General features: G+C 52.6%; 16 protein-coding genes. 3 read left to right on the forward strand and 13 right to left on the reverse strand.

Annotated features, from left to right (window positions below):
• Positions 1-22 precede the first annotated feature (22 nt).
• The gene (locus ACQG03_RS07200; RefSeq protein ID WP_022647515.1) at positions 23-697 is read right to left on the reverse strand and encodes a fimbrial biogenesis chaperone; all 675 of its coding nucleotides are present in this window, start codon (positions 695-697) and stop codon (positions 23-25) included.
• A 69-nt stretch (positions 698-766) separates the two neighbouring features.
• A complete protein-coding gene (locus ACQG03_RS07205) occupies positions 767-1,303 on the reverse strand; it encodes a fimbrial protein (protein WP_022647516.1) in 537 nt (178 codons plus the stop codon).
• Between the two features lie 256 nt (positions 1,304-1,559).
• On the opposite strand from ACQG03_RS07205, the gene ybiB reads away from it, so the two are divergent.
• On the forward strand, positions 1,560-2,522 hold the full coding sequence (gene ybiB, locus ACQG03_RS07210) for a DNA-binding protein YbiB (RefSeq protein WP_022647517.1): 963 nt from the start codon (positions 1,560-1,562) through the stop codon (positions 2,520-2,522).
• 116 nt (positions 2,523-2,638) lie between these two features.
• On the opposite strand, the gene ybiJ is transcribed toward ybiB, so the two are convergent.
• The 3 genes from ybiJ to mcbA all read right to left on the reverse strand — a co-directional run bounded on the left by ybiJ (position 2,639) and on the right by mcbA (position 3,833).
• The gene (gene ybiJ / locus ACQG03_RS07215; RefSeq protein WP_003858474.1) at positions 2,639-2,899 is read right to left on the reverse strand and encodes a DUF1471 family protein YbiJ; all 261 of its coding nucleotides are present in this window, start codon (positions 2,897-2,899) and stop codon (positions 2,639-2,641) included.
• A 285-nt stretch (positions 2,900-3,184) separates the two neighbouring features.
• Complete coding sequence (locus tag ACQG03_RS07220; RefSeq protein ID WP_022647518.1) at positions 3,185-3,451, reverse strand: DksA/TraR family C4-type zinc finger protein; 267 nt, start codon at positions 3,449-3,451, stop codon at positions 3,185-3,187.
• A 118-nt stretch (positions 3,452-3,569) separates the two neighbouring features.
• Complete coding sequence (gene mcbA / locus ACQG03_RS07225; RefSeq protein WP_022647519.1) at positions 3,570-3,833, reverse strand: DUF1471 family periplasmic protein McbA; 264 nt, start codon at positions 3,831-3,833, stop codon at positions 3,570-3,572.
• A 242-nt stretch (positions 3,834-4,075) separates the two neighbouring features.
• Here mcbA and rlmF point away from each other — a divergent pair, with 242 nt between their 5' ends.
• Positions 4,076-4,987, forward strand: coding sequence for a 23S rRNA (adenine(1618)-N(6))-methyltransferase RlmF (rlmF, locus tag ACQG03_RS07230; protein ID WP_023305741.1), 912 nt, complete (start codon positions 4,076-4,078; stop codon positions 4,985-4,987).
• A 43-nt stretch (positions 4,988-5,030) separates the two neighbouring features.
• On the opposite strand, the gene ybiO is transcribed toward rlmF, so the two are convergent.
• The 6 genes from ybiO to rhtA all read right to left on the reverse strand — a co-directional run bounded on the left by ybiO (position 5,031) and on the right by rhtA (position 11,628).
• Positions 5,031-7,241, reverse strand: coding sequence for a mechanosensitive channel protein (ybiO, locus tag ACQG03_RS07235; RefSeq protein ID WP_063163423.1), 2,211 nt, complete (start codon positions 7,239-7,241; stop codon positions 5,031-5,033).
• 120 nt (positions 7,242-7,361) lie between these two features.
• Positions 7,362-8,084 (reverse strand): glutamine ABC transporter ATP-binding protein GlnQ, encoded by a 723-nt coding sequence (gene glnQ, locus ACQG03_RS07240; RefSeq protein ID WP_022647522.1) that lies wholly within the window; start codon positions 8,082-8,084, stop codon positions 7,362-7,364.
• Entirely contained in the window at positions 8,081-8,740 is a 660-nt protein-coding gene (glnP, locus tag ACQG03_RS07245; RefSeq protein ID WP_010428919.1) for a glutamine ABC transporter permease GlnP, read from the reverse strand. The genes glnQ and glnP overlap by 4 nt, the downstream gene beginning before the upstream one ends.
• Positions 8,741-8,833: 93 nt before the next feature.
• Positions 8,834-9,577, reverse strand: coding sequence for a glutamine ABC transporter substrate-binding protein GlnH (gene glnH / locus ACQG03_RS07250; RefSeq protein WP_003858455.1), 744 nt, complete (start codon positions 9,575-9,577; stop codon positions 8,834-8,836).
• Positions 9,578-9,938: 361 nt separating this feature from the next.
• A complete protein-coding gene (dps, locus tag ACQG03_RS07255) occupies positions 9,939-10,442 on the reverse strand; it encodes a DNA starvation/stationary phase protection protein Dps (protein ID WP_000100801.1) in 504 nt (167 codons plus the stop codon).
• A gap of 298 nt (positions 10,443-10,740) precedes the next feature.
• Positions 10,741-11,628: a threonine/homoserine exporter RhtA gene (rhtA, locus tag ACQG03_RS07260; RefSeq protein ID WP_023305742.1), complete on the reverse strand. Its 888-nt coding sequence runs from the start codon at positions 11,626-11,628 to the stop codon at positions 10,741-10,743.
• Between the two features lie 354 nt (positions 11,629-11,982).
• Between rhtA and ompX the strand changes: the two genes are divergently transcribed.
• Positions 11,983-12,501 carry an outer membrane protein OmpX gene (gene ompX, locus ACQG03_RS07265; protein WP_003858450.1) on the forward strand — a complete coding sequence of 173 codons (519 nt, stop codon included), beginning with the start codon at positions 11,983-11,985 and terminating at the stop codon, positions 12,499-12,501.
• 116 nt (positions 12,502-12,617) lie between these two features.
• Here ompX and ACQG03_RS07270 read toward each other — a convergent pair whose 3' ends face one another.
• Positions 12,618-14,201 carry a phosphoethanolamine transferase gene (locus tag ACQG03_RS07270; RefSeq protein ID WP_022647524.1) on the reverse strand — a complete coding sequence of 528 codons (1,584 nt, stop codon included), beginning with the start codon at positions 14,199-14,201 and terminating at the stop codon, positions 12,618-12,620.
• Positions 14,202-14,469: 268 nt separating this feature from the next.
• Entirely contained in the window at positions 14,470-14,598 is a 129-nt protein-coding gene (mntS, locus tag ACQG03_RS07275; RefSeq protein WP_022647525.1) for a manganase accumulation protein MntS, read from the reverse strand.
• Between the last annotated feature and the right edge of the window lie 42 nt (positions 14,599-14,640).

The raw sequence follows: 14,640 nt of genomic DNA on the forward strand, positions 1-14,640 counted from the left end.
GATTATTTTATTACCGGAACAATTAATGAACGGATTTCGACCAGGAATGGCTGATGCTGCCGTAATCATTAATAATGGAATACGTCACGTTTGAGCCCCCGACATTACCCGGTATGGCAAAATGTGTTTCTGATTTCGGAACAGCCCAGGTCGCTTTTGTGACTTTCTGACCGTTAAGCGTGACGGTCTGGAAATTCATATAGAAAGGCGTAGGGTTATTCACTACCAGGTCGTTACCTTCGCGATGCCATTCAAGCTTATCCGCCACATCTTCTGGTCGGCCTTTTACCGCGGACGGGCGATACAGCAATTTAATGCGGGTATTAATGGCAATTTGCAGCGTATTTACTCCCTCAACGTGTTTTGAGGAAGGGATCGCTTTGATATTCAACCAGTACAGAGATTCCCTGTCTTCCGGTAAATTTCCGCCCGTGCGTACCACGCGCAGAACGTTATCTTCTTTTGCATCCAGACGGAAAAGCGGCGGGGTGATCAGGAATGGGGCTTTGGCCGGGTTTTTACCGCCAGAATCGACCCAGGACTGTACCAGATAATCCGTCGTATCCGGGTTTGACAGGCCAAGAGATGATTCCTTTTTATCTCCTTGATAGACCAGCCGGGTACCATTAATCACGACGCCCGCATGTGCAGAGGCTGCTATCAGTAAAAGAGTGCTCAGTAAATAACCGTGGCGCATAAAGATTTCTCAATAAATAGAAGAGATATTAATGCCCGCAAAAGCATTAATATCTCAGGATTGATAAGATCAGTTATAAATAACGGTGAAAGTCGATACAGAGTTGGCAGGGCCTGCGGTAATGGCGGCCTGAGTTTGAATATAACGCGCACCGAATTCCAGGTCGTTAACTGCTGTGCCGGAGGCTAAAGGATATTGCTGCGAAGGCGTATACAGAGTGACAGGCTGCCCGGAAGCATCCATCAACTGAATCGCTACACCGGTTGCCGCATCGGTATCTGGCGTTAATGCCAGCGCGGCATTATTATCCGCATCCGGGGTACCACCGAAGTTAATCGCAGCCGAGGTCACTGTTTCCGGACAATTGGTTAACTTAATATCAAACTTCGTTGATGTGCTGGTAGAGCCTGCGCCGGTAAATACCGTTTTAGACACCTTACCCAACTGAACGTTTAATGGATTACTTAATCCATTCACGACCTGGCAAGCAGAATCGATAATTTCACCGGTGAAATTAATCTGGCCTTCACCGTTAGTTGCCGCAAATGCGGATGCAGAACATCCCACCGTTGCGGCGATAAAAAAACCTAATGCAACCTTGTTCATAGTTAATCCTGATGTGATTCTGGTAAAAGCGTTGCCTGGACGTTTTTACCGTTGACCCTTAATGATTTTTCGATGTTTATTTAATCAAAAAAAGGGTCGCTGCGGATCTTTTGTCCCAATCACAAATAATGTAAATAGTGCTTGAGTTTAATTTTTTTATATGAAAACAGCAGGTTGATAATGATCACAAAACACTATCGGGTCTGTGTTCATCGGGCTATATTGTTAACAAGATAATGCAGTCAGGAGAAATGTCGTGGATTACCGCAAAATTATCAAAGAGGTAGGGCGTGGGAAAAACCACGCTCGCGATCTGGACCAGGAAACAGCCCGCGCGTTGTACACGCATATGCTGAATGGCGACGTGCCGGAACTGGAAATGGGCGGCATTTTGATTGCGCTGCGTATTAAAGGGGAAGGTGAGGCGGAGATGCGCGGCTTTTATGAGGCCATGCAGTCGCAGACCATGCGCTTAACCCCGCCCGTCACGAAGCCGATGCCAATTGTGATCCCGACCTACAACGGCGCGCGTAAGCAGGCAAACCTCACGCCGCTGCTGGCTATTCTGTTGCAGAAACTCGGTTTCCCGGTAGTAGTGCATGGCGTGAGCGAAGATCCGACGCGCGTGCTGACAGAAACCATCCTGGCGTTGTTAGGTATTGAACCGACCCTCCATGCCGGTCAGGCACAGGCAAAGCTGGAGGGGAATCAGCCGGTCTATATCCCCGTTAGCGCGCTCTGCCCACCGCTGGAAAAGCAGCTGGACATGCGCTGGCGCATGGGCGTACGTAACAGCGCTCACACCCTGGCGAAGCTGGCGACGCCGTTTGCCGAAGACGCCGCGCTGCGTCTTTCCAGCGTCTCCCATCCGGAATACGTGACGCGAGTCGGGCAATTCTTTGCCGAAATCGGTGGACGCGCGCTGCTGATGCACGGGACAGAAGGCGAGGTTTACGCCAACCCGCAGCGTTGTCCACAGCTGATGCTGATTGAGCCCGCCGGGACGCGGGTCGTTGTTGAACGTGGGGAAGAGAACAGAGATGCGATCCTGCCTGAGTCGAAAGATCCGCAGGTCACCGCGCGCTGGATTGTGCAGTGTCTGGCCGGGAAGGTGCCGGTTCCGCAGTCAATCAAGCTGCAAATGGCCTGCTGCCTGCTGGCTGCAGGGGAAGTCGAGTCCGTGGAAGCCGGGTTGCAGCGCGTGGCGCAGTCATTTTAAGCAAAAAAAAGCCCGTCCAGTGGCGGACGGGCAAACAAGGGTAACAACAACAGGGTCAATGAGGGTTGGAGCATCTCACCAGAGGGTATGGCGAGGGTGGAGCATAATTTGTTCGATTACTTGTAGATAACCGCAGTACCGCTCAGTTTGTTATTACCGTTAGTGGAAGTGATGGTGTATCCACTTGCGCCCGCGGCGGCAGCTTTTTCAGCCAGTTTTGCTTCCAGACCGTCCAGCGTGGTCGCGCCTTCAGCACTCACCACACCGATTTTGTTCAGATCCTGTGCCTGAGTAGAGGAGACTGGCTCTACAGCGAAAGCGCCGAAAGACAGAGCGGACAGGGCAACAGCGGCAACAGCATATTTGATGGTTTTCATAGGTCAATTCTCGCAGGTTATTCTGTTAAGGGGACGATGTTCCGTCGATGTGATAAGTATCACGCTTTTTAGCGGAAGATAAAATCGAAGAGAATTGACGTGGTTGGTCAAAAAAATTGAATGACAAATAACTTATTGATTATTAATAAAATCAGAAGCGCAATTGACACTTCTTGCGGATACGCTTTACAGACACAATCAGAAGGGCACGTTTTGCTACGCGCTTCGCTGAAAGTCGTGAGCGTAAAGTAAACTGTTGGTGCGGTTAACTACGGTAAAGGAAAGTCAACGTAACTGGCTGTCTTTCGATCCTCTACGATTATATCCTGAATGTGAAGCATTTTTTGAATCTTTCTCCTGCTGACAGGTGATGCAAAGCCGTACTCCGGGAATGGCTTTACGTCGTGCCTCAGGAATGGGATCCCCGCACTCTTCGCATTCCGTCAAACTTTCGCCGCGCGGAATTTCACCGCGAGCACGCGCAACCGCATCTTCAATGGTACTGTTGATCTGTTCGTTAACGGCGTCGTCATTCGCCCAGCCGGAAGCCATGATGTTCTCCTGAAAGGGTCAAGTCATGCATTTTAATATGGGGTGAAAAAACGCACAGTCAAGGCGCAGGCAGAGAGAACTGCATCTGCCGGGCAGATGCAGTTTGGAAGGCGGTAAGTTATTTATAGATAGTCGCTGTACCGTACATATGGTTATCGCCACCGGCGGCGTTCACCACGAAGCCTTTAGCGCCTTCCTGACGGGCTTTTTCGGCCAGCTTGTCCTGAAGGTCATCAAGGTTGCTTGCCCGGCTGACAGAGACCGTCCCGGCCGCGCGTAGCTGGCTGGTGTCGGTACTGTCGGTCAGAGGTTGAACGGACAAGGCAGAGAATGATGCGCCTGCCAGCGCACCCGCAATAATAAAGGTCAGATACTTTTTCATAATCACATCCTCAGGGGAAACAACAGGTGATTCCTGTTAAGTTTAGAAGCCTGATGCGTGTGATTTAGCGCAAAAATTTGATGATGATCTGCTTATTTTTTGAACGATAAATTCTGACAATTTGTTGACAGATCATAGACATACAGGTCGCTGATTTTTGTCGTTTTTTTGTGCGACTCAGACAGATATTTACCCCCGCGCCGTCACAGGGTATCTTACGCGGCTGTTTAAAGGAGAATGCCATGACTTCCCACAAGCCGGGATTGCACCCGCGTAACCGCCACCGTAGCCGCTACGATATGAAAGCCCTGTGTCTGAGCTGCCCTGAATTGCAGGGTTTTATCGTTCAGACACCAGCCGGTGAACCGTCGGTAAACTTTGCCGATCCGCTGGCGGTTAAAACGCTGAACAAAGCGCTGCTGGCCCATTTTTATGGTGTGACGCACTGGGACATCCCTGATGGCTTTCTCTGCCCGCCGGTCCCGGGCCGTGCGGATTACGTCCATCATCTTGCCGATCTGCTGGCGGATGACCACGATGGCGTAGTGCCGAAACAGGCTACCGTCCTTGATATCGGTACGGGCGCGAACCTGATCTACCCCCTGATAGGCGCACATGAGTACCAGTGGCGATTTACCGGCAGCGAGATCGGTGATGAGGCCTTCGCCAGCGCGCAGGCCATTATCAACGCTAACCCGGGGTTAAGCCGGGCCGTTCGTCTGCGTCGTCAGAAGGATGCCGCTGCTATTTTCAACGGCATAATTCATAAGAACGAACAATATGATGCCACCCTGTGCAACCCGCCATTCCACGACTCCGCCGCCTCCGCGCGTGCGGGAAGTGAACGCAAGCGGCGTAACCTGGGCCAGGCCGAAGATGGCGCGCTGAATTTTGGCGGCCAGCAGCAGGAGCTGTGGTGCGAGGGCGGGGAAGTGGCCTTTATTTTGCGCATGATTGCCGAGAGTAAAGGCTTCGGTCGTCAGGTGAAATGGTTTACCACGCTGGTCTCTCGTGGCGATAACCTGCCGCCGCTTTACCGCGCGCTGACCGAAGCCGGCGCGGTGAAGGTGGTCAAAAAAGAGATGGCGCAGGGTCAGAAGCAGAGCCGCTTTATTGCCTGGTCCTTTATGGACGATAACAAACGTCGCAAATAATCGTTTCTCGGGCCGGGAAAGGCAAAGCCGCCACCCGGCTCGGTTACAGCGTCGGCTCCTGCGGAGGGAGCGGCGAAGCGGGCGGCGACAATAGCTGATACGTCTGCACCGGCGCTCTCACGTTCGCCAGATCGAAGTGTTTTTTCACCATGCTGTCGAGAGCAAAGCGCACCGTCCACTGCTTAAGCGGCTGGGTGGTGAACGACACGCGCAGGGTAAAGGCAGTGTTCGTCAGCCCGACGATGCCCGCAAACGACGGCTCACCAATTACCAGCCCGCGAATATCCTCCATCTCCATCAGTTCGCTCACCGCATCCCGCAGCGCCTGTTTCGCCTTATCTGCATCTTCGTGACGATCGACATCATAATTCGCCACCACCGAACCAATGCCGCGCACAAAGTTGGCAAAGGTGGTGATCGATGACCACGGAATAATGTGGTACGCCCCGGTATCCTGACGTACGCCGACGGAGCGAATGGACATCCTCTCCACCGTGCCGGTAAGCGGTCCGATGGTCACCAGATCCCCGGTGTTCATCCCGTTCTCAAACTGGATAAAAATGCCGGTGATAATATCCTTCACCAGCGTCTGCGAACCAAAGGAGATCGCCAGTCCCAGGGCACCGGCACCCGCCAGCAGTGGGGCGATATTTACGCCGATTTCCGACAACACAATCATGATGGTAATGGTGCTAATGATCACCGCCAGCGCGTTGCGGAACAGCGTCAGCAGTGTGCGGGCGCGGGCGCTTGGCAGGGGCCTGCCGTGGACATCCGACACCAGACGGTTTTCGATAAGGCTTGCCAGCAGCGTCCAGCCGACGGCGGAGAAGAACAGGATCAGCGCGATACGAATAAGAATATCGACGGTCTTTTCCCCGGCGCCGTTATGCAGCCAGTTCCAGAAATCAAACAGTCCCCACGCATTCAGCAGCAGCATAATTGCCACGCAGACCGTCAAAATACGCGCCACCTTCAGCGACACCGATGTCCAGCCATTTACCCGTTTTTGCAGCTCGGGGTAATTACGCTGAACCTGCGGCGACAGGGTGATCGTCTTCGACAGCCAGCGGGAGAGCAGGCCAGAAACAAAGGCCGCGATGCCGATAATCGCCAGGCTTTTGAACGTCGCCCCCATCATAAATTTCAGGCTGTTGCCCGGATCGAACAGCGAGAAGAAACACAGCACAATAAAATAGGCGCTGGCCAGCCAGTGCCACACCAGCGCAAAGGCGCGAATAAAGAGGCTGAAAAAGGAGAGGGAGCGATCGGCCAGGTGAAGCAGACTGTCGGTGATCGCTTTTTTATTGTGGAAGATGAGGTACAGCGCCCAGACGGTAATACAGAGCATGATCAGCACGTTCGCCAGGGCCCCGAACTGCACGTTAACCTGGTTGGAAATAATCGGGACGGCGACCAGCAGGCCATAGCCGATCAACCCGCTCAGCACGCTGAGCCGAACCGCCCAGTATTTGGCGCTCCGATCCGAAATGGCGAACGGGCGAAGTTCCGGCACGCGCGGACAGAATATTAACCGCAGGAGCGCCTTAAAGAACTCGATCAGGGCAAAGGCGTTCAGGAACAGCCCCTGCTGAAAGGCGATGGTTTTGTTCCCGGTATTAAGACGGTCGGCCAGCATCTGGCCGACAAACAGCGTCAGCGCCAGCAGCAGCAAATCGATGATAAAGGCCCCGGTAATCATTGCCGGAAGATGCAGCCAGCTGCTTTTATGCTGATTCTTTTTACGTCCCCAGTGGCCCATCTTCCGGTAAAGCGGCCAGACAGACAGGCGCAACAGCCAGTAAAAAATGAATACCGCGGCGGCCAGAATAGAAAACTGGGTCGCGGCTGCAGAAAAGGTGTGGGGATTAAAAGGCTTATGCGAGGTGCCAACAAGGTTGCGATAGAGCTGGGCAAAACGCGACGACAGGGCTTCCCCGTAGCGGCGACTGATATCGGTGACGTTTTCCAGTACCGTCTTTTCGTCTTCGACTTCCGGCGGCGCGATAGTCGGAACCGGATCCTGAGGCGGTGTGGCGGCCACTTTCCTCAGCTGATCGATAAGCTCCTGCCGGGACGTGTCGTTCTCAAGCACGTCGGCAAGTGCGCTGTAAGCGGCTTTTTTCTTTTCAGCGTCGGGTTCTGGCGCCGCATTTTGCTGGGTGGCGGTGGCTCCGGTGGTGACGCCGGGAATGGTGACAGCAAGTGATGGCGCGCTAAACAGGGTAAACAGTAGCAACAGGATCCACGGCACGGCGTCCTCCGACAAAAATATCGTGCAAAATGATAAGTATAGAGCGCGCGGAGCGGAGGAGAGTTTTTGGGAACAATCCGGCCTAAAAAAGCCGGGCATGCCCGGCTCTGTGTATGGCTATCAGGAGACGTGTTGCAGGAACTCCTGAAGGCGTTGGCTAGGTGGGTTCGCAATCAGCGCCTGCGGATTACCGTCTTCCGCGATGCGGCCCTTATCAATGAAGATCAGACGGGACGCCACTTTTTCGGCAAAGCCGATTTCGTGGGTAACGATCACCATCGTCATGCCTTCTTCTGCCAGATCCTGCATCACTTTCAGCACCTCGTGACGCAGCTCCGGGTCGAGTGCGGAGGTTGGCTCATCAAACAGCATCATCTTTGGCTTCACCGCCAGCGCACGGGCAATGGCCACGCGCTGCTGCTGGCCACCGGACAGCTCGGAAGGATAGTGGTGGGCACGCTCCGCCAGACCCACTTTCGCCAGCAGATCTTTTGCCAGCGTTTCTGCCGCCGCTTTGCTGGCCCCACGCACGCGCAAAGGACCGAACATCACGTTTTCCAGCGCCGTCAGGTGCGGGAACAGGTAGAACTGCTGGAACACCATGCCCGCTTCCTGGCGGATCAGGCGCTCGTCCACTTTCGGATCGTTCACCTTCAGACCATCGACGATCAAATCGCCGCTGGTGATCTCCTCGAGCTTGTTAATACAGCGCAGCAGGGTGGATTTTCCGGAACCCGACGGCCCGATGATCACCACCACTTCACCCTGCCTGATGTTCAAATCGATATTGTGCAGCACCTGGGTTGGACCAAAGTGCTTGGAAACATTTTTAAATTCAATCACAGGATTTTCATCCTTCTTTCAAGACGACGCAGAACAAAGCTCAGGACAAGCGTGATAATCAGGTAGACAACGGCGACCGCACTCCAGATTTCCAGGGCGCGGAAGTTACCCGCGATGATCTCCTGGCCCTGACGGGTCAGCTCGGCCACGCCGATAACAATAAACAGCGAGGTGTCTTTAATGCTGATGATCCACTGGTTGCCCAGCGGCGGCAGCATGCGGCGCAGCGCCAGCGGCAGGATCACGTGACGGATCGTTTCGCGACGGGAAAGACCTAACGCCAGGCCAGCTTCGCTGAAGCCTTTATGAATCGACAGCACCGCACCGCGGGTGATTTCCGCAATGTAGGCGCCGGAGTTGATCATAATGGTGACGACAGCTGCGCTGAACGGGTCAATGCGCAGATCGTTGAAGGCCATCGGCAGGGCGAAGTAGATAAACATGACCTGCACCACAATGGGGGTGCCGCGGATCACTTCGATGAAAACCAGCGCGATGTGGTTTGCAATCCAGCCGCCGTAGGTGCGGGCGAAACCGGCCACCAGACCGATAATTAACCCGCCAACCAGACCGAGGACCGAAATCCACAAGGTCATTTTAGCGCCTTCAAGCAAGAGAGGAATGGCAGGCCAGATGGCGCTCCAGTCAAACTGCATGATGTATTCCTGTATACCGTGGTGAAAAACGAAAAATGTAGGCCCGGTAAGCGGTAGCGCCACCGGGCGTTACAAACCTGAAGTCAGGTGAAATTATTTAGGCTCGGTACCGAACCATTTTTTGTAGATTTCGTTATAGGTGCCGTTCTCTTTCAGGGTTTTCAGCGCGCCGTTAACTTTATTACGCAGGTCGTCGCTGCCTTTCGGGAACGCAATACCGTACTGCTGAGCTTCCAGGGAATCACCTACCGCTTTGAACTTGCCGTTACCGGCGGTTTTGATGAAGTAAAGGATGTTAGGCGTGTCGTGCAGCACCGCGTCTGCGCGGTTGGTGCCCAGTTCCATGTAAGCGTTGTCGATGTTCGGGAACTGACGCAGGTCTTTGGTTTTGATATTGGCTTTCGCGTAATCAACGGAACCGGTGCCGCTCTTCACGGCGACCACTTTACCGTCGAGATCTTTCACGCTTTTCACGTCGTTGTTATCCGCTTTCACCATCACCAGCAGGCCGCTTTTGTAGTAGCCATCAGAGAAATCGATAGCTTTTTTACGCTCTTCGGTAATGGTGATGCCCGCCAGCGCCAGGTCAACGTTTTTGGTTTGCAGTGCCGGGATAATGCCACTGAAATCCATTGGCTTCAGGGTGTAATCCAGTTTGAGTTCTTTTGCGACAGCGGCCCACAGATCAACGTCAAAACCAACGTATTTATCACCCTGTTTGAATTCAAACGGTACGAACGCCGTGTCAGTCGCCACAACCAGTTTGTCGGCAGCCTGCGAGGACACCGCAAACGCCAGGGTAAGTGCAGCCAGTGAAACTTTTAATACAGACTTCATAGCATTTCCTTTTATATCCACGGGGCGATCCCCTGCGAGAACCTCAGGCACAATGAAAAAATCGTGCCAGTTTTACAAGCTGTTGTTTTGCAAAGGGGATAATGTCACGCATTGCACAAAAAGCGTGGCAATTCTGTCAGGTTGCACCAGAATGGAGCACCGTTTTGGTGCGCTTCGTTAAGGTCTTCTGACAGGGGGATATTTAGCGCAGAATCTGACGAAAAAACAATCTTCCGTTAACGGTTGTGTGAGGTGATTATTACATTTTATTCACTTTTGCGGCCGTTGCGGACAAAAGTGTGCACCATAAATGTGCAAAACCCCCGCCAGGGGCGAGGGTTATTCAGACAATCCGCAGGGATTATTCGATGTTTGACTCAATGAACCACAGGAACTGATCCAGGTCGCGTGACGCGGCAGTGAAGATATCAGCGGTGTCTTCATCTTTTGCTTCGCCAATCGCTTTACGAACATCATTCGCGACAATCGCATAACGGTCCGCCAGCTCTTTCAGGTGATCCTGAACGGTATGGATATCCAGCGGATAGCTTTTCAGTGGCGTTTTGCTGTTGATCACCTGCGTGGTACCCAGAGCCACACCGCCCAGCTGTACGGCGCGTTCGGCCATGGTATCCAGATGAGTCACCAGTGCTGTGCGGAAGCCATCCAGCATTTCATGAACGGCAATAAAGTTTGCACCGCGCATATTCCAGTGGGCCTGTTTGGTGATCAGCGAAAGATCGATGAACTGGACCACCTGGCGATTCAGCAGCTCAATGGTCGCTTTTTTATCGCTATCCGATACATCGTTACGGGTATAAAGCAGATTAGACGCTTTCGTTTTCACCAGTTTAGCGGTACTCATAATCTCATATCCTCTTGATGTTTGTGTCCCAGGTAATTACGGGATTAAGTATAGCACCGGATTTTTTCTCTGCGGTTTGGCGCTGCCTATCGGTTTAATAGCGAAAGGATGGTTGAAGTTTTAACTTAATGATTTTAAAGTTATTTATATAAATTGATGCAGATCAATCTTAATTCGTTAAGTGACAAGGCGGGTAGGTGAAATATTTTGGCAATATAAGAGAGTTTGTAAGAAATTATTTGAAGGGCTGACGAGACCTATATTCTGCATGGCCGGTAAGCCATGCAGAATTTAAGGGCTAGTTGAGGTCAATCTTATGTACTTTTGGTTCCGGGCGCATGGTCAATGTAGAGCCCATTGACGCCGCGATAATGGAACAGAGCGCCAGCGTCTGCACCAGTGTCAGGGTTTCGCCGAGGAACATCATTCCAGAGATGGCAGCCAGCGCGGGCTCCATGCTCATGAGCGTACCAAAAATACGCGTAGGCAGACGCGTCAGGGCGATCATCTCCAGAGAGTAGGGCAGCGCCGTGGAAAGAATGGCGACCGCCAGCCCAACCGGCAGGATTGACCACTGCCATATTGAGTCCGTTGCTTGTGCCATGCCGATCGGGACAAAGATAACCGCGGCAATCAGCGAGCCTAAGGCGACCGTCGCGGGGCCGTGCTCTTCGCCCGCACGCTGACCAGTGAGAATATACACCGCCCAGCACGCCCCTGCGCCCAGCGCCAGAGCGGCCCCTGTCAAATCGATTTGTGAAACGCTTTGGCCGAGCGGCAGCAGGAACCATAGCCCCAGCACGGCCAGTATGACCCAGATAAAGTCTACCGGGCGACGAGAAGAAAAGAGGGCCACCGCCAGCGGGCCGGTAAATTCAAGCGCGACCGCGATCCCCAGCGGGATAGTCTGAATAGAGAGGTAGAACATGTAGTTCATCCCTCCCAGCGCCAGCCCATAAAAAAGCAGAGGCAGTCGCTGCTCCTTTTTAAACCGTAGCCGCCAGGGTTTAAAGACAACCACGAGGATCAGGGTGCCTAATGCGATACGCAGCGCCGTGACGCCGGGCGCACCAATCAGCGGAAACAGCGATTTTGCCAGCGACGCGCCGCTTTGTATGGACATCATCGCGATAAGTATGACTGCCACCGGCATCCAGACCGACGATTTACGAGGTAAACCTGGCATCCTTTCTCCTGTCAATTTTTGTCAAAAGAGGTAAAAGTCGCAGTGTAATGGAAATAACCTGCAACGGTTGAGCTACTGTTGAAAAAAATCCAGGGAAAATCCGTAAAATGAGAAAACGTTGCTGATTTTATCGCCTGAAAGATTAGGAATAATCTGGATGAACTAAATGGCGATGACGCGCACTATTAGCATTTACAGGTGAAAATCTGGAGTTATTTGAACGAGATAGCTGGTGCTGGAAATGTTCTGTTACAGGAAAGGTCGCATTAGACATCGTGAATGACAAAGAGTTTCACAGATTTTTTTGATATATTTAAAACTTACGGACTTACTTGAAGCACATTTGAGGTGGTTATGAAAAAAATTGCATGTCTTTCAGCACTGGCAGCTGTTCTGGCTGTTTCCGCAGGTACCGCTGTAGCGGCAACTTCAACTGTAACTGGTGGTTACGCTCAGAGCGATATGCAGGGCGTGATGAACAAAACCAACGGTTTCAACCTGAAGTACCGTTACGAGCAAGACAACAACCCGCTGGGTGTGATCGGTTCTTTCACTTACACCGAGAAAGATCGTACTGAAAATGGCTCTTACAATAAAGGTCAGTACTACGGCATCACCGCGGGTCCTGCTTACCGCCTGAATGACTGGGCAAGCATCTACGGTGTTGTAGGTGTTGGCTACGGTAAATTCCAGCAGACCGAAAACCAGGGTCTGAACCGTACTGCAAGCAACAGCGACTACGGTTTCTCCTATGGCGCAGGTATGCAGTTTAACCCAATCGAAAACGTTGCTCTGGACTTCTCCTATGAGCAGAGCCGTATCCGCAACGTTGACGTTGGCACCTGGATCGCGGGCGTAGGTTACCGCTTCTAATCACTTCGGTGAGCCAGTAAAAAATCCGCCCAATGTGGCGGATTTTTTTTGTTTGTACCCTCTCCCCGTGGGAGAGGGCCAGGGTGAGGGCATCAGCCTGCACGAGACGGCAGAGATCACTTACTCTTAATATCGAAAATATCCGTCCCCAGATGGTTATAGTCAACTTTCTGTAACCTGAAGTTGGTAATGTAAACTGGCGGGCCCTTCTTCCCGGAGATAAACGGGTAATCATTTTTTATCTCTTTCGCCTTAATCCCCGTCCACTGTGAGAAGAATTTCAGGAAATCGTTCGCGGAACGGCGCGCTTTGATGATGCGATGCGTTTTGTCATCACTCGACAGCACCATAAACGGTACCTGGAAGTTCTGCTGAAACTTGTCATCGTGGGCCAGATACTGCACCTCTTTACCGCGCTCCTTAAACGCCAGACCGTGGTCAGAGAAATAGACCATCGAGAAGCTGTCGCCGCTGTTGCGCAGCTGCGCGTACAGCTTGCTGAGCAGATCGTCGGTTTGCGTCATGGTGTACAGATAACACGAGGTCTCTTTGGATTGCACAAACTCCGCATATTTTCCCCCGGTACGATCGCATGCCTGCGGGTGTGACCCCATCAGGTGCAGGACGATCAGCTGCGGCTGGGTGCGCTGAGTGGCAAAGACCTGCGCGGTCATTTTTAGCAACGCTTCATCTTTTGTGTTTTTATCGGCTTCGAAATCACCGCTTTTCAGGAACTGTACCTCGTCGGCACGCTTCGCGATGCTGGCAATGGCGGTATCATACTCGCCGATCTGCCCCTGGTTGGAGAACCACCACGTCTGAAAACCTGCCCGGTTGGCCAGGGTGACAAAATTATCCTGAAACTGCGGTTTTCCATCCACGACACGGTTGAGCGTCAGACCGAGAGATTTCTGCGTCGAGCCGCTGGCCGCCACGTAATCGGTAAACAGCGTACCGTTGACGGAGCTGGCAAACGGCGTGTTATCCCAGTGACCGCCAAACGCGCCGAGCGCATCGCGACGCGCGCTTTCACCGATCACCACCACATAGGTGTGATACTTCGGTTTCACCGCCAGCACGTTCCAGGTATCTTTCATGGTGGAAAGCTCGGCCATACGCGCCTGCTCGTCGAGCACTTCCTCGTTATTCACTACCACGTCTTTAACGAAGCGAAACACCGGATACCCGGTATCTTTAAGCTTAAACACGCCGCCCCAGGCCAGATTTTGTACCGGCGCAACAAAAAACGTCACTACGCTAAAGGCCAGGCACAGGCTTTCAATTTTACCCCATGTTTTTTTCCCGACCTGCTTACGGCGAACCGCAATCACGCCGAGAGCAAAAATGAAAAGGCCAACCACGTAGTTGTACCACGGGAAGATCGTCAGGATCTCTGTAGACTCTTCCATATTGGTGGAGTGGAGCGCCAGCAGGGTATTAAAGTTCGGCGCGCCATAGGCCTGGCCGAACGGGAAATAGGCGGCAGCCACCAGAGAACAGATCCCGATAAGCACTTTCTGCATGCGCGGTGCGCTTCGCCATAGCAGGTGAAGAATGCAGGTGAACCCGACGGCATAAAGCAGGCTAAAGGGGTAGCCAAGAGCAAAGTTAATTAACAGCGATTGCAAAAAATAAAATCCCGTCCACGGGCTTAGGGCCCGGCTGCGGGTAACAAGTGTATCAATCAGGGTTACGTTCATAGATCACTATCACGAAAACGCCATGTGCTCACCCTGGCGTCAAGGGTCAAAGCCTGCCGGACAGTGCGTGGAAAGGGAATGGAGGTCCGCTTCAGCGAGCCGCAAATTGTGCAGGGCTGCAAGAAGATAGTGCGAGCGTGAATCAAGGTCAACAGTTGCTAAACAGATGTTTTGCGAAGGGGGCTGCAAATCCGCAAAAATAATCAGGAAAAAGCGAGTTTACAACGAAAGTGTGACAGGAAAATGAAGCGGCGTGCCGCGACGCCGCTTAGTGAGAAGATTTGTCGTCCTGATGCGGTTTGGCGTTAAACATATCGCACAGCATGTTCAACAGCATTAGACGCACTTTAAAAGGAGAGTGGGTAAACACGTTCATACACCTCTTGAATTCATTCATAAGACCTCCTGATTCATGATCCCTTCGATCCGTGAAGGGTGA

Origin of the sequence: Enterobacter cloacae complex sp. 342H5, from assembly GCF_050030905.1 — a bacterium.
GTDB classification, from domain to species: domain Bacteria; phylum Pseudomonadota; class Gammaproteobacteria; order Enterobacterales; family Enterobacteriaceae; genus Enterobacter; species Enterobacter intestinihominis.

What these genes read in the sequence shown, in the direction of transcription:
- dps (WP_000100801.1), bottom strand. Translation starts at nt 10,442, where the DNA reads ATGAGTACCGCTAAACTGGTGAAAACGAAAGCGTCTAATCTGCTTTAT.
- rhtA (WP_023305742.1), bottom strand. Translation starts at nt 11,628, where the DNA reads ATGCCAGGTTTACCTCGTAAATCGTCGGTCTGGATGCCGGTGGCAGTC.
- rlmF (WP_023305741.1), top strand. Translation starts at nt 4,076, where the DNA reads ATGACTTCCCACAAGCCGGGATTGCACCCGCGTAACCGCCACCGTAGC.
- glnP (WP_010428919.1), bottom strand. Translation starts at nt 8,740, where the DNA reads ATGCAGTTTGACTGGAGCGCCATCTGGCCTGCCATTCCTCTCTTGCTT.
- glnH (WP_003858455.1), bottom strand. Translation starts at nt 9,577, where the DNA reads ATGAAGTCTGTATTAAAAGTTTCACTGGCTGCACTTACCCTGGCGTTT.
- ompX (WP_003858450.1), top strand. Translation starts at nt 11,983, where the DNA reads ATGAAAAAAATTGCATGTCTTTCAGCACTGGCAGCTGTTCTGGCTGTT.
- ACQG03_RS07200 (WP_022647515.1), bottom strand. Translation starts at nt 697, where the DNA reads ATGCGCCACGGTTATTTACTGAGCACTCTTTTACTGATAGCAGCCTCT.
- ACQG03_RS07205 (WP_022647516.1), bottom strand. Translation starts at nt 1,303, where the DNA reads ATGAACAAGGTTGCATTAGGTTTTTTTATCGCCGCAACGGTGGGATGT.
- mntS (WP_022647525.1), bottom strand. Translation starts at nt 14,598, where the DNA reads ATGAATGAATTCAAGAGGTGTATGAACGTGTTTACCCACTCTCCTTTT.
- ACQG03_RS07220 (WP_022647518.1), bottom strand. Translation starts at nt 3,451, where the DNA reads ATGGCTTCCGGCTGGGCGAATGACGACGCCGTTAACGAACAGATCAAC.
- mcbA (WP_022647519.1), bottom strand. Translation starts at nt 3,833, where the DNA reads ATGAAAAAGTATCTGACCTTTATTATTGCGGGTGCGCTGGCAGGCGCA.
- ACQG03_RS07270 (WP_022647524.1), bottom strand. Translation starts at nt 14,201, where the DNA reads ATGAACGTAACCCTGATTGATACACTTGTTACCCGCAGCCGGGCCCTA.
- ybiJ (WP_003858474.1), bottom strand. Translation starts at nt 2,899, where the DNA reads ATGAAAACCATCAAATATGCTGTTGCCGCTGTTGCCCTGTCCGCTCTG.